12 protein-coding genes are annotated in these 14,965 nt (G+C 40.6%); 8 read left to right on the top strand and 4 right to left on the bottom strand.

Translation table 11 applies throughout. The features are described 5' to 3' along the window. A complete protein-coding gene (locus tag H6G76_RS02575) occupies nt 1-429 on the bottom strand; it encodes a nucleoside deaminase (protein ID WP_190695007.1) in 429 nt (142 codons plus the stop codon). Nucleotides 430-514: 85 nt separating this feature from the next. On the opposite strand from H6G76_RS02575, the gene H6G76_RS02580 reads away from it, so the two are divergent. Further along, nucleotides 515-1,306 carry an ion transporter gene (locus H6G76_RS02580; protein WP_190695009.1) on the top strand — a complete coding sequence of 264 codons (792 nt, stop codon included), beginning with the start codon at nt 515-517 and terminating at the stop codon, nt 1,304-1,306. Between the two features lie 85 nt (nt 1,307-1,391). On the opposite strand, the gene typA is transcribed toward H6G76_RS02580, so the two are convergent. Then, complete coding sequence (typA, locus tag H6G76_RS02585; RefSeq protein WP_190695011.1) at nt 1,392-3,182, bottom strand: translational GTPase TypA; 1,791 nt, start codon at nt 3,180-3,182, stop codon at nt 1,392-1,394. Between the two features lie 286 nt (nt 3,183-3,468). On the opposite strand from typA, the gene H6G76_RS02590 reads away from it, so the two are divergent. Both H6G76_RS02590 and H6G76_RS02595 read left to right on the top strand, forming a co-directional pair. Next, on the top strand, nt 3,469-4,608 hold the full coding sequence (locus tag H6G76_RS02590; RefSeq protein ID WP_190695013.1) for a serine/threonine-protein kinase: 1,140 nt from the start codon (nt 3,469-3,471) through the stop codon (nt 4,606-4,608). A gap of 130 nt (nt 4,609-4,738) precedes the next feature. Further along, nucleotides 4,739-5,305, top strand: a complete 567-nt coding sequence (locus H6G76_RS02595) for an HD domain-containing protein (protein WP_190695578.1) — start codon at nt 4,739-4,741, stop codon at nt 5,303-5,305. Nucleotides 5,306-5,408: 103 nt separating this feature from the next. Here H6G76_RS02595 and H6G76_RS02600 read toward each other — a convergent pair whose 3' ends face one another. Beyond that, nucleotides 5,409-6,425, bottom strand: a complete 1,017-nt coding sequence (locus H6G76_RS02600) for a ribose-phosphate pyrophosphokinase (protein WP_190695015.1) — start codon at nt 6,423-6,425, stop codon at nt 5,409-5,411. A 949-nt stretch (nt 6,426-7,374) separates the two neighbouring features. Between H6G76_RS02600 and H6G76_RS02605 the strand changes: the two genes are divergently transcribed. The 5 genes from H6G76_RS02605 to H6G76_RS02625 all read left to right on the top strand — a co-directional run bounded on the left by H6G76_RS02605 (nt 7,375) and on the right by H6G76_RS02625 (nt 12,493). After that, nucleotides 7,375-9,063 carry a serine/threonine-protein kinase gene (locus H6G76_RS02605; protein ID WP_190695017.1) on the top strand — a complete coding sequence of 563 codons (1,689 nt, stop codon included), beginning with the start codon at nt 7,375-7,377 and terminating at the stop codon, nt 9,061-9,063. A 161-nt stretch (nt 9,064-9,224) separates the two neighbouring features. After that, nucleotides 9,225-9,914, top strand: a complete 690-nt coding sequence (bioD, locus tag H6G76_RS02610) for a dethiobiotin synthase (RefSeq protein WP_190695019.1) — start codon at nt 9,225-9,227, stop codon at nt 9,912-9,914. Between the two features lie 47 nt (nt 9,915-9,961). Continuing rightward, nucleotides 9,962-11,182, top strand: coding sequence for a M20 family metallopeptidase (locus tag H6G76_RS02615; RefSeq protein WP_190695021.1), 1,221 nt, complete (start codon nt 9,962-9,964; stop codon nt 11,180-11,182). 166 nt (nt 11,183-11,348) lie between these two features. Then, nucleotides 11,349-11,921 carry a pantetheine-phosphate adenylyltransferase gene (gene coaD / locus H6G76_RS02620; protein ID WP_190695023.1) on the top strand — a complete coding sequence of 191 codons (573 nt, stop codon included), beginning with the start codon at nt 11,349-11,351 and terminating at the stop codon, nt 11,919-11,921. After that, a complete protein-coding gene (locus H6G76_RS02625) occupies nt 11,810-12,493 on the top strand; it encodes a DivIVA domain-containing protein (protein WP_190695025.1) in 684 nt (227 codons plus the stop codon). Before coaD ends, H6G76_RS02625 begins: the two co-directional genes overlap by 112 nt. A gap of 392 nt (nt 12,494-12,885) precedes the next feature. Here the strand turns inward: H6G76_RS02625 and H6G76_RS02630 are convergent, their stop codons facing one another. Further along, on the bottom strand, nt 12,886-14,865 hold the full coding sequence (locus tag H6G76_RS02630) for a primary-amine oxidase (RefSeq protein ID WP_190695026.1): 1,980 nt from the start codon (nt 14,863-14,865) through the stop codon (nt 12,886-12,888). Between the last annotated feature and the right edge of the window lie 100 nt (nt 14,866-14,965).

Consider the following 14,965-nt stretch of genomic DNA (forward strand, 5'->3'; position numbering starts at 1 on the left):
CTAATCATGAAACAAAGCTAAACACTCATCCTTTAAAACACCTTTTGTCACCTTGATATTTCTAAAGGACTTAGCTATTATCTCTTCACAAGAAATATTTATCTGTGACTGATGAGTCGAGATTAAATCTTGGATTGAAACACCATAGATAATTTCTGATATTCCTGTCCAAACACAAGCTGTTGCACACATAGGACAAGGTTCACAAGTTGTATATATGGTGTAGCCTTCCAATGAAGGGTTTTTTAATTTAGCTGTTAAACTGCGAATAACATTAATTTCTGCATGGGCAGATGGATCGCTATCTCGCTGCACAGTATTATATGCTACCTCAACAACTTCGTCATCTTTGACAATCACAGAACCATAGGGCCAATCACCCTTTTTTGCCGCTTCCAGAGCTAAACGCATAAAATATTCTTGGTTCATTGTTATTATCCCTAGATAAAAATCATGGTCGATCATATCTCATTCATCATGAGATGTAAGTAAAGATGTTTAAGGTCGAAAAAATATGTTACTAACTAGAGAAAAAACAGAATTTTATTTAACTGATTTGGAAACATTTACAGGTAAAGCCATCAATCTCACAATTGCTGTTTTAGTTTTAATTTCATCAGTAATTTTTGTTGCCCAAACTTATAATCTTCCTGATAATATTAGGTTCGAGCTAGATTTAGTTGATAATGTCATCCTCATTATTTTTGCAGCAGAATATGTTCTCCGAGTTTGGAGCGCAGAAAATAAAGTCAAATATATTTTTAGCTTTTATGCAATTCTTGATTTAATGGCTATCTTACCATTTTTTCTAGGTGCAATAGATATTAGCTTCATTCGCCTACTCAGATGGTTTCGGATTTTGCGGTTAATTAGGTTTATTAACCAAAAATTCTTATTTAGTAGTATCAGCACGGAAGATAGTTTAATTTCTGTACGGATATTATTTACTTTATTTGCAATTATTTTTATTTATTCAGGTTTAATTTATCAAGTTGAGCATCCAGTTAATCCCCAAGTTTACAGCACATTTTTGGATGCATTTTATTTTTCAGTTGTGACGATGACAACTGTAGGATTTGGTGATGTTACACCGATTTCGGAAGTTGGTCGGCTGTTAACAGTATTGATGATTTTGACAGGCGTAGTATTAATTCCTTGGCAAGTCGGAGATTTAATTAAGCGTTTAGTGAAAAATGCCAACCAGGTAGAAACAGTCTGTTCTGGTTGTGGTTTGGCTTTTCATGACTTAGATGCGGCTTTTTGTAAAAGATGTGGTACTAAATTAAGAATTAGCAGTGGTCAGTAAAAATTAAATCCGCGTGTGCAAAATATATCAATAACAAAAAGCCCACATTAGTGGGCTTTTTAAATTAATTAAATGATAGCTTTAATTAGCGTTTTGCCAACTTCTTCGACATCTTCCGCAAGCGAATTGATTGAGGTGTAACTTCCACCAACTCATCGGGGCCGATGTATTCTAATGCACGCTCTAAGCTCATGTCTATTGGTGTTTGCAACTGAACCAATTCATCACCACCCGCAGCGCGGTGGTTAGTTAACTGTTTAGTTTTGCAGACATTCAATTCTAAGTCTTGAGGACGATTGTGTTCGCCCACAATCATACCTCTATAAACTTTAGTACCGGGAGTGATAAAGAATGAGCCTCTATCTTCGGCGTTCTTCATGGCGTAGAAGGTAGAAACACCTTCTTCAAAGGAGATGAGAACGCCTTTGTTACGGGCTTCAATATCACCACTGAGTTGACGGTAGTCTAGGAAACTGTGGTTCATGATGCCTTCACCACGGGTCATCCGCATGAATTCACCACGGAAACCAATCAAACCACGGGCGGGAATGACAAACTCTAGCTGGGTGCGATCGCCACTTCCAGGTTGCATATCTTGCATTTCGCCTTTGCGTTGTCCCAGACGTTCAATACAGCTACCAACCGCATCAGCAGGAACGTCTAAAACCAAGAGTTCATAAGGTTCACAAGGTTGACCTTTGATTTCGCGGTAAATTACTTGTGGTTGGGATACTTGAAACTCGAAACCTTCGCGGCGCATGGTTTCAATTAAGATACCCAAGTGCAGTTCTCCACGACCGGAAACTAGGAATTTATCAGGAGAATCGGTTTCTTCAACACGTAATGCAACGTTGGTTTCTAATTCGCGGAATAGGCGATCGCGCACTTGTCTTGATGTTACCAATTTACCTTCTTGACCAGCAAAGGGTGAATCATTTACCCAGAAGGTCATTTGTAAGGTAGGCTCATCCACTTTAATTAGTGGTAAAGCTTGGGGTTCTGTTGGGTCAGTGATTGTTTCACCAATGTAAGCATCAGCAAAACCAGCCACCGCGACAATATAACCGGCGGTAGCTTCTTCCAACTCGACCCGCTTCAACCCTTCAAAACCCATCAACTTTGTGATTTTGCCTTTGACAATGCTGCCATTCTCTGTTACTAGAGCCGCTTGCTGTCCAGCGCGGATTGTACCGTTGTGAATTCTACCAATCACAATCCGTCCCAGATATTCAGAATAATCTAGGGTTGTGACCTGCAACTGTAGGGGCTTATTAACGTCACCTACTGGTGGTGGAACGTGTTGCAGAATCGCATTAAACAGGGGTTGCATATCCACTGCTTCTGCTTCCATGCTTTCTTTGGCATAACCTGCCATACCGGAGGCGAACAGATAGGTAAAATCACACTGGTCTTCGTCTGCGCCTAATTCTAAGAACAGATCTAAGACTTTATCAACAGCAACGTGGGGGTCGGCTTTGGCGCGGTCGATTTTATTGATTACAACGATGGGGCGCAGCCCTTTTTCCAAAGCTTTTTTCAATACAAAGCGCGTTTGGGGCATGGGGCCTTCATTGGCATCAACAATTAGCAGACAACCATCAACCATACCGAGTACACGTTCAACTTCACCACCGAAGTCAGCGTGTCCAGGAGTATCAACAATATTGATCAGCGTCTCTTTGTAGCGAACTGCTGTATTTTTAGACAGAATTGTAATTCCGCGCTCACGTTCGAGGGCGTTGGAGTCCATGACGCAATCCGGAACGTCTTCGCCTTCGCGGAAAATGCCGGATTGTTTGAGGAGTGCATCAACCAAGGTGGTTTTGCCGTGGTCTACGTGGGCGATAATGGCGACGTTACGAATTGGGAGCGTCATAGAGGCTTTTAGTGAATCTAGAGAGAATTTTACAATTTACATTTAGGTCTAGGCTGTTGTAACAGAATTGGGGATGTTAAGCAAATTCTGTAAAGAACCTTTAACAATTCTAGCGTAATTGACACAATTCTAGGGTGACTTTGTAAATGTGTCAGCGATGAAAAAATCAGGTGGTCTGAAGAAATCAGTAGTTTTTGCTTTACACAGAACAGATCGTTAATTTCTCTCAGGGCATTTATGTATTGAAAATGCCAAGATTGACACTGAATTTAGTAGCAAAATAACAATGGCTTGGGTTTCGGGGCAGCAATTACAGAGTGGCAAATACACTATTGAGAAAGAAATAGGCGAAGGCGGTTTTGGTATAACTTATCGAGCTAGAGATAATAATGGGGATTACGTTGTTATCAAAACACTGAATGATCAAGTACAACGCAGTTCTAATTTTGCTAAATTTCAGCAAGACTTTCTTAATGAAGCAATCAAATTAGCTAAATGTAGCCATCCCCATATTGTGCAAATTCATGAGGTTATTAATGAGGATTCCTTATGGTGCATTGTGATGGAATACATTGATGGTGAAAATTTAGCCAGTAGGGTTGAAAGCCAAGGCGTTTTATCAGAAGCAGAAGCATTACGTTATATTCAGCAAATTGGTGAGGCTTTGATAGTTGTTCACAATAACGGACTTCTGCATCGAGATATAAAGCCACACAATGTTATGTTACGGGCAGGTAAATCAGAGGCGGTATTAATTGATTTTGGTATTGCAAGGGAATTTTCGCAGAATTTAACTCAAACTCATACACAAATGTTAGCCGATGGTTTTGCACCAATTGAGCAATATGACAAGCGAGCAAAACGAGGTGCTTACACAGATGTTTATGCCTTAGCAGCAACATTATATTGTTTGTTAACAGGTGAAATACCTACAATAGCTCCTATCAGGGCTATAGGTACATCATTAGAGGAACCAATAAAAATTAACTCTAGTATTAGCAATAAAGTGAATCAAGCGATTATCAGAGGTATGGAACTGAAGTTAGAAAATAGACCTCAATCAGTACAAGAATGGTTAGCATTAATTTTAACAAAAAATATTATTGTGAATTTTCCAGCAATGCTTGGTACGTGGTACGGTCAGTTTGGAAGTGGAAAAGCAACTCTATCAATTACTCACCAAAACAATGATTCATTTGATGGAATTTTAATATACAAATTTTGGAGCGGAACATCAAAAGTGGCTGTAGAAGGTAATGTTAATGCTGAAACCAAAACAGTAAATATAAAAGAAATAAGAATAGTGTCAGGTTATTGGAGGTTAGGAGAAAATCATGGGATTTTATCATCCGATGGTATGCAACTCTCTGGTATTGGAAAGGATAAAGAAGGCTCGTATACCTGGAAATTACAAAAAGTAGTTTAAAGTCTAATATTTCTCTGCTGTATGGCGAAAATAAAAATAACCAAAACAATCATTAATTAGCTTTAGAGACATTGTGAACTCTGCGCTTCAATGGTTAGATTTAAAATAACCAGTGCGTCAACAAAATACCATGCTTTCCGATCGCTTTACCCAAGCCCTGACCTATGCTACAGAACTTCACGCCAACCAAGTACGTAAAGGTTCAGGTGTACCATACATTGCTCATTTATTAGGTGTTGCCAGTATTGCTTTAGAATATGGAGCTAATGAAGATGAAGCGATCGCATCTCTTTTACATGATGCCATTGAAGACCAAGGCGGTGCTAGCACACGAGAAGAAATTCGTTGCCGCTTTGGTGACAATGTAACGGCAATTGTTGATGGTTGCACTGATGCTGACACTACACCCAAACCGCCTTGGAAACAACGAAAAAAAGCTTATATTGCTCATATTCCTCAAGCTTCTCCGTCAGTTTTGCTTGTATCTGCTGCTGATAAACTCTACAATGCTCGGTCTATTCTCAAAGATTATCGCTTATTGGGGGATTCTCTTTGGCAACGCTTTCAAGGCGGCAAAGATGGTACTCTGTGGTATTACCGATCGCTAGTCGATGCTTTTAAACAAACTGGTAATCTGGAAATTTTTGCCGAATTAGAACGAGTAGTCACAGAAATCGAAATTTTGGCAACCACATAAAAATAAAAATGAAGCACGAAGGAGAAAAACTTCCTGACTTCATACTTCAAAATTTAATGTTTATTTACACCAGACTGTAATCTGAATAACAGTCTTTTTTTGGCTAACGGAACATACTACTTACTGAGGTATCTTCGTGAATCCGCCAGATGGTTTCTCCTAACAGATTCGCCACCGAAAGTACTACTAATTGCGGAAAGCGTTTGTCTTCTGGTAGAGGTATCGTGTTTGTGACGATGACTTCCTCAAACAAGCCGCTTGACAACCGTTCAATTGCTGGGGGGGAGAAGACTGCATGAGTAGCACAGGCATATACCTGACGCGCCCCTTCTTCACGCAGCAACCTAGCTCCTTCGGAGATGGTTCCGCCTGTATCAATCATGTCGTCTACCAACACGGCTGTCTTGCCTTTAACATCGCCAATTACGTTCAAGACTTCCGCCACATTATGAGCTTGACGGCGTTTATCAATAATGGCAAGCGGGGCATCATTCAACTTTTTCGCAAATGCTCTCGCCCGTGCTACACCACCGACATCAGGAGAAACAACCACCAGATCATGCAGTTGTTTGCTGGTAAGATAATCGAGTATCACTGGCGAACCGTAAACATGATCAAAGGGTATATCGAAGTATCCCTGAATCTGGGCGGCGTGCAAATCCATTGCCAAAACTCGGTCTGCGCCTGCTTGGGTAATGAGATTAGCAACCAGCTTGGCTGTGATTGATTCTCGCCCTGCGGTTTTGCGATCAGCACGAGCATAGCCATAATATGGAACAACTGCTGTTACCTGTCTAGCCGAAGCTCGACGACAGGCATCAATCATAATCAGCAATTCCATCAAGTGATCGTTAACTGGTTGACAAGATGGTTGAATTAAATAAACATCACAACCTCGAATTGATTCTTGGATTTGAACATAAAGTTCTCCATCCGCGAATCTTTTGCGAATCATTGGCCCCAAGTCCATGCCCAGGTAACGAGCTACTTCTTGAGACAGTTGGATGTTGGCAGAGCCAGAAAATAGCCGCAGGCGGTGGTTTTCAGTTAGTCCTGTTGCAACTGGCTGCACTTTTAAAGCGGCAGAACTAAGCACAGCAGATCCTCGAAGTGCATTCATGGCGAGATTATCAGTTAGATATTTACCAGATTTAACCGGGATAGGCTAAATAAACATCTGTGAGCTTTATTTAAGCTTTCATAAAAAATTTAAATGTTTCTCAATAGAACTATCATCAGTCCATTGTTCAGTTTTTAGTGGTAAACAAACCATTGAATTTGTAACTGACATATAGTGTGTAAATTAGCCCCGCAGTTGAGTTGTTCTCAACAACCAAATTTCCTCTAGATCAGCCTGGTAGAGTAATGCTTCTACCAATTGTATTGATAACTGAGGTCAGTCTTTTTCAGCTTAAGTGAAGTCAGACTATAACTCAGACAGTAGAAATACCCAAAAATAAATTCTTCTGGGGCAGAAGAATATTTTATGATACCAGCTACAAAATTATAAACTGACAAACTAAGTTTTTGGATTATTAATTGGATAAAAAATTTTCAAATTAACAAAATTAGCTGCCAACTTGGGGTGATTAGCCAGATTTAGCACGAGTAGAGCTATAGCCTGGGGCATAAGACTATCTTAAAAGTCTGCCTATGTCTGGGTTTTATCACCTAGTAATGTCCTAACTACCTCTGCTATTGCTATACCTGGAGATATTTTTTGGATATCTATGCAAGTTTTTCTCTAGTTCTTGTGATCAGTATTAAATCAAAAGCGATCGCACCATTTCTTAGGATAAAATATCGCCGCAGGTAACTAACTGCCTAGTCGCTTACGCATAAAAATTAAAAATCAATGGTATGAGTAAGGAGTTCTTTAGCTAAGGAGTATGAGGATAAATATTTAGCATTAAGCGATTCAAAACGCTCAAAAGCTGATATTTTCAAATTTACCTAACCTCTCAACCCATCTCAAAGAAGAATTTTTTGTGTAAGACATATGTAAGTACTTTTCTGACTGATTGTAGTCAGGTTTTTGTTTCTCATCATTACATTTAAATTTATTTGTCATGCAACCACCAATTACAATTGGCACTGTTTTGCAAAATCGTTACCGGATCATTCAAATCCTTGGACAAGGAGGGTTTGGCAGAACTTATCTAGCCGAAGATCAGCGACGCTTTAACGAACTGTGTGCGATTAAAGAATTAATTCCTGTGGCTGTGGGGCCTGCGGCTTGGGAAAAAGCACAAGAGCTTTTTCAGCGAGAAGCTGCTATTTTGTATCAAATTGAACATCCCCAAGTGCCAAAATTTCGGGAACGATTTGAGCAAGACCACCGCTTATTTTTGGTGCAGGATTATGTTGCAGGTAAGACTTACAGAGATTTACTAGTTGAGCGGCAAACTATTAAGCAAGCATTTACCGAGACAGAAGTATTGCAGTTACTTCAATCATTGTTACCTGTATTAGAACACATTCACAGTCGCGGCATTATTCACCGAGATATTTCTCCAGAAAATATTATTTTACGAGATAGCGATCGCCTGCCTGTATTAATTGATTTTGGCGTAGTTAAAGAATTAGCAACACGTTTGCAAACTCCCGATAATAATGTCAACGTTACCAGTGTTGGCAAATTGGGCTACTCTCCCAGAGAACAAATGCAAACAGGACAAGTCTATCCCAGCAGTGATTTATATGCCTTAGCAGTTACAGCTATAGTGTTACTAACAGGTAAAAAACCTTCGGAGTTGTTTGATGACACTCAACTAACTTGGAATTGGCACAGATGGGTGAGGGTAAGTCCACAATTAACTCAGGTACTTAATCGGATGTTACACCCCTTGCCGAGCGATCGCTATCAGAGTGCGGCTGATGTCATCCAAGCATTACAATTTATTGATCAACCTGGAGTAGCTACACCTCCAGAATTATCAAATTTTCAAACAGTTGCGGTCGGTCGTCGTCCCGATGCAGTTCCACCACAACCATCTAACCGACCTGATCCCGTAATTCCTCCCAGCCGTTCCTCAGTATTAGATAATCCCTTAATCCTAGCTGCAATTGGTAGTGCTGTATTTATCCTAGCGGGTGTTGGTTCTTGGGCGTTGGTCAGTTCCATTCGTAGCCAGTCCAATTCCCCACCAGACAACACAACACCACCAACACCTCAGGCTTTCCCTTCACCAGTAATTACTGGCGGGACAACATTAGCTACACCTACTGTTGAACCTACAATTACCAGAAAGCGTCTCAACCTGGGAGAAGCTAACACAGTTACAGTAGAAGATTCTCTCCAAGCTAATCAAGTTATTCAATATACTTTCTTTGCCAAAGCCGAAGCTAAGTTAACTACAGCGCTGGAACAGGGAAACGGTATTGCACTTACTGTCTTAAGCCCCAACCGTCAGCCCATTGATACCAGCGCGCAGCAAGTTACATCCTATACAGGAATATTGCCAAATAGTGGTCGATACACAATTGAGTTAGCACTTGCCCCAGGAGTTAGCGAAAGTGATTATAATCTCAGGGTTGCAGTAGAAAACCCACTTGCACCTACACCAACATTCACGCCAACGCCCACACCCACCCCTACACTAACGCCAACACCCACACCTACATTAGATTTTCCCACCCCTACACTAACGCCAACACCTACACCTACATTGGAGTTTCCTACTCCTACAGGCGACAGCAATAACACACCACCAGTAGAAACGCCTCAACCAACACCTGAGACGCAAAACACACCGTAAAACTGGGAATATAGGATTTATATTTGATTTGAAAAAATCTCGCTTGCTTAGATCCCCGACTTATGTAAGAAGTCGAGGAGATTGTTGTTCACTGCTATAAAATAATTAATATTGAGCTACATCAAAGTAATTCACTACATAACTATTTTTAAAGCAGATTGTTGAATACATTACTGATTACTGGAACTGATACTGAAGCTGGCAAAACCGTTTTAACAACAGCATTAGCCGCCTATTGGCAAAAATATTATCCGCAGCGTCACTGGGGAATTATGAAGCCAGTACAATCGGGAATTGGCGATCGCGAGTGGTATCAAAATCTGTTTAAGCTAGAACAATCGCCAGAAGAAATTACACCTTTGTATTTTCAAGCACCTCTAGCCCCACCCATCGCCGCCGCTAGAGAAAATCGCCAAGTCGATTTAGCTGTGGTTTGGAAAACATTATGTGAGTTGCGATCGCGCTACGAATTTCTTTTGGTAGAATCGGCAGGTGGGTTAGGTTCACCAGTCACCGACGAATTAACTGTTGCTGACATCGCTGGTGACTGGCATTTACCTACAGTCTTAGTAGTTCCAGTTAGATTAGGTGCAATATCTCAAGCAGTGGCAAATGTGGCATTAGCTAGACAGTCACGGATAAATCTCAAAGGTATTGTACTGAATTGTGTACAACCGCGAACTGATGCAGAGATTGAAGACTGGACACCCAAAGAAGTCATTGAATCATTTACTCACATCCCCGTTTTAGGTTGTTTGCCTTATTTTGATAACCCAACCGATTTAGATAAACTCGCTGAAGTAGCATCCAGTTTAAATTTAGAGGCACTAAATATTTTAAAGAAATATTAAACTGAGAACATAACCCAATCTCAGCCGTCTTCTAGTAGCTTGTTACAATGGTTTCCACATTTCCTAATTCCTATTCTGTTGACTTATCGCGTGTACGCCTCTCTATTCGCTCATTGCAACCACAATTAGTCGAGTGGCGGCGACGGTTACATCAACAACCAGAATTAGGCTTCCAAGAAAAACTGACAGCTGAGTTTGTCTCTAGTCAATTGCAAGCATGGGGAATTGAATATCAAACTGGCATTGCTAAGACGGGAATTGTAGTGACAATTGCGGGATCAAAACCCGGTAAAGTATTAGCAATTCGGGCAGATATGGATGCTTTGCCCATTCAAGAACTCAACGAAGTACCCTATCGATCGCAACATGATGGTGTCATGCACGCTTGTGGACATGATGGACATACTGCGATCGCATTAGGTATAGCATACTATCTCCAACAGCATCGAGAAGACTTTGCCGGCACAGTCAAAATTATCTTCCAGCCAGCCGAAGAAGGGCCGGGAGGTGCAAAACCAATGATAGAGGCGGGGGTACTAAAAAACCCCGATGTTGATGCGATTATTGGTTTACACCTGTGGAATAATCTCCCTTTGGGAACTGTCGGTGTCCGTGCTGGTGCATTGATGGCGGCTGTAGAGTTATTTAACTGCACAATTTTAGGCAAAGGTGGACATGGTGCAATTCCTCATCAAACTGTTGATTCGATTGTAATTGCAGCCCAAATTGTCAACGCCTTACAAACTATTGTGGCGCGGAATGTTAACCCGATTGATTCCGCAGTCGTGACGGTTGGCGCACTCCATGCTGGGACAGCACACAATGTAATTGCTGACACAGCAAACATGAAAGGCACAGTCCGGTATTTTAACCCAGAATTTGCAGGCTTTTTTAAACAGCGCATCGAGCAAATAATCGCCGGAATTTGCCAGAGTCACGGTGCCAACTATGACTTAGAATATATAAGTTTGTATCCACCAGTAATTAATGATGCTGGTATTGCAGAATTAGTGCGATCGGTTGCTGAAGAAGTCGTAGAAACTCCAGTGGGAGTTGTGCCAGAATGCCAAACAATGGGCGGCGAAGATATGTCATTTTTCTTACGCGAAGTTCCTGGCTGTTACTTTTTCCTCGGTTCTGCCAACCCAGAAAAAAACTTAGCTTATCCCCATCATCACCCGCGATTTGATTTTGATGAAACTGTTTTACCAATGGGTGTAGAAATATTTGCCCGTTGTGTGGAGAAATTTTTAAACAAAAGCACGTAGATTCTCCCAGGTAACAAGCATTGAAGAACCGCAGAGGCGCAGAGGAGTAAGATTTTTAGAGAGTTCTTACGTAATTTTTAATGTTTCTGCCTTCTGCTATACCTCAAGCGATCGCTAGACCGTAATTAGATATAATCACGTCAATAACTTTGATACATCCAATATTGTGATTGCTATCTACCCCGGCAGCTTTGATCCAATCACCTTAGGCCACCTCGATATTATCCAACGTGGTAGTCGGCTGTTTGACCAAGTAATTGTTGCGGTGCTGCGTAACCCTCAAAAAGTTCCGTTATTTACTGTGCAGCAACGACTAGAACAAATTCGGATAGCTACGCAACATTTACCAAATGTCGAAGCAGATAGTTTTGATGGACTAACTGTAAATTATGCCCAACAACGCCAAGCACAAGTGTTGTTAAGAGGTTTACGAGCAATTTCTGATTTTGAAGTAGAGTTACAGATGGCACACACAAATAATACTCTCTCTACTCAAATTGAAACAGTTTTTCTGGCCACATCAAATGAATATAGTTTTTTAAGTAGTAGTGTGGTAAAAGAGATTGCAAGATTCGGTGGTTCTGTCGATCATCTTGTTCCCCCGCACATTGCTTTAGATATATACAAATGCTACAACCACACCTATCCAACAGCGAACCCAACCACAACGGCAACTATCCTCCTCCAGAGTATCCCAATGGAGCCGTCAACGGGGACAATGCCAAGCCAGGAAATGTAGATATTCAGCAGGAACTCAACCGTCTAGAAGACTTGATTCTCTCTGGTTGGCGAGTTCCTTTAACAGGGCGCACATTCATAGACGAAGAGAAACTGTTTGAACAGCTGGATTTTATTCGTGTTTCTTTACCATCGGTATTTCAGGAAGCCGCAGCAATTCTGCAACACAAGCAGGAGGTAATGTTAGAAGCAGAAGAATACGGACAGCAGATTGTAGAAGCAGCCCAAGCCAAAAGAGCGCAAATTTTGGCAGAAAGCGATATTTTGCGACAAGCAGAACGAGAAGCAGAACAGCTACGGCGAAAAACCCAGCAAGAATGCGAGAAAATGATGCAAGAAACCCTGGACGAAATTGATCGTAGGCGGCAGGCTTGTATGGAAGAATTAGAACAAATGCGTCAAAATGCGATCGCCCAGGCGCAAGAGATAGAAGATGGTGCTGATCAATACGCTGATACTGTCCTGGAAAATATCGAGCAAGACCTCAAGGATATGTTACGAATTATTACCAATGGGCGGCAACAATTACGACAAGAAAATCAATCCCAAGGTTATTCTTCCAAAAAAAAATAAGGCAGGCGGTGGAAAAATGAATAACCACCTTCTGCCCTAATTCCGAATTAGTATCAAACACTAACTCTACTGTAAGATTTTTCTAGCCTTATCTTGTTTTTGCGGCAAAAATCGCAAATTATTTCCAGTGCATGACCTTGCCTTAAGATCAGAATTATTTCAGCATGGTAACTGTTGATGAGATTCTACAACAGTCATCTGTTGATGAAATGGAAAAGTTGGTTGCATTACTGAAGAGTAATAGCAAATCCACTTATAAAGCAGAACAGTTCAGTTAAGCATTTCTCTTTCTCTCTGCGTTCTTGGCGTTCTTGGCGGTTTGTTGAAAAATTTGACTTTGATCAAGAGTTTTAGCCTTAAGTGAACCGTATTGACTTATAAAGCAGAAGAACTTATTCAGGCAAATTGATTGCAGGATTGCGACTAAAAAAACCTCGTGGAACTAACTTAAAGCCAATGCGGTGAACAGGCATTACAGGCCAATCTTCAGGCCGAGGTACGTGTGTCATTCCCATCGTGTACCACAGTACTATGTCTTCATTTGTTAAAGATTCATTATCAGCAATATATTTTGGTAAACCTTGCCCTGGTTGAGTTTGATTAGGATAATTACCCCCAGCGTAAAGTTCATCAGGTTTATATTTTGTTACCCAAAGGTGATGCGTAGCAAATTCTGCCCTTTTACGAATTTCTGCACCTTCTGTAGGGAAGAATATTGAGTTGCCGCTTGGCATTAACATATATGCAGGTGCATTATCTAATACATTCTTTTTATCTGCACTAGCAATCATCCATTCTCGGCTATGCTTCATATCTACATCGCGTACAGCAGCACTTTCTGTTATTAAGGGAGTTTCTTCTACTGCGATCGCATTTCCTATAGGATTTTTATCATTTATCGGCAAAGAATTAATATTCATCTCCATTACCGAATTTGCTTGGCCGTCTACATCCATATCTAGACGATAATTGAAAAAATGCTGATGATTTACACCGAAAATATTCTTTGCTATCAGCCGTCCATAGGAATTATTAGCAGACTCTTTCTCTAACTCTGTGCCTTGTACCAGGACAATTCCACTTAATTCGTTCTGTACCTCTAAAGTTCCGTCTTGGTGGAAAATCCAATTAATGCTGTAATCGTAATTATCAACTGTTGCAATTATCGTTACAACTAATTCACGATTACGACGAACATCATTACGCTGAGTATTATATTCATAATGTTTCCAAAGAATACCATTATCGCGCTCATAAATACCAACAACGCTGGGCATTGTATAAGGTTCTCCCTGTTCGTTGGCAAATACAGCATCTAGTAAAACTCCGTTTTCAGGGATATCTTTACCTAACTCCAGGGTGTTGGCTAACAAACCAAAGTTATATTCACCAACGTCAAAAGCATTACGAAATGACCAAGTGGGATTAGGATCGCCATAAGGGACTACCATCTCTGATAAGTTGGCACGATACAAAACTGGTCGAATATTTTCCCCATCTTTGTAAGATACTAAGTACAGCACTAACCCATCACGCGGATGCATCAAATAGCGGAACTTCCAGCCTTGCCAGCTAATTTCATTGCCATTAATTTGGAAAGTTTTACCATTGGGTTGGAGAATTTTTAAGGGTTTTGGTACTGTTAGTAATTTACCTAAAGATTTAATATCATAGTTCCAGTTTTCTTTAGAGAATGGTACTATTCCTTTGTCTATAAAGCTGGCAACTTCACCCTTATTTAAGTTGACTGTTACTAATACACCTTCAATTGGACTACCGTAATAATTCCAGCGATCGCCTCGATAATAAGATAATGCCCGACAAAGGCGATCGCCTTTTGCTTCTTCCTGTTTGCTTAAGATTCCAGCAGCCCAACAATTAATTTTGACATCATCAAAATCTTTAATTCCGCGTTTTTGCATGGCTTTTTGCCATCGTGGATCGGCTTTAACTACTTGCGTTGCTAGTTGATATTCGGGATTGACTAATGCAGGCTGAACATTAGCTATTTCTTTCCAAGAACTTAGCGACTGCTTTTTTAAGTCAACTATACCTTCATAAGTTTTGTTTTGAGATCGCTCGTATACTACTAAAAAAGCCTGTCGCGGAAATTCTTGATCTGCTGTAAAATTTAAAACTTTATTTTTATCTGGTTCCTGCAAAGAAATCACAGGAAATACAGCCATCTCGCTTAAAGTTTTTGCCTTTTTAATCACATTAACGGCTGTTGTAATTTCTGCCTCTGTTAATGGGGTTAGTGGATGGGAAATCGGCGATTGTTGAGCAGATATTTCTCCTACCCATCCAAAAAATATAGCAAGGCAGATAACTATACTAATGGTTAAAAAAGAAAACCGCAGTCTCTTAATCATCTGTCATGAGCCAACAAGGAACTTATAGTTATTTCCAAGTACGAGCCAAAAAACCGATAGATTTTATGAAATAGCTCCCCGGCTTTTTTGAGAAGTCGGG

The sequence above is a fragment of the Nostoc sp. FACHB-152 genome, assembly GCF_014697475.1.
Classification (GTDB): domain Bacteria; phylum Cyanobacteriota; class Cyanobacteriia; order Cyanobacteriales; family Nostocaceae; genus Nostoc_B.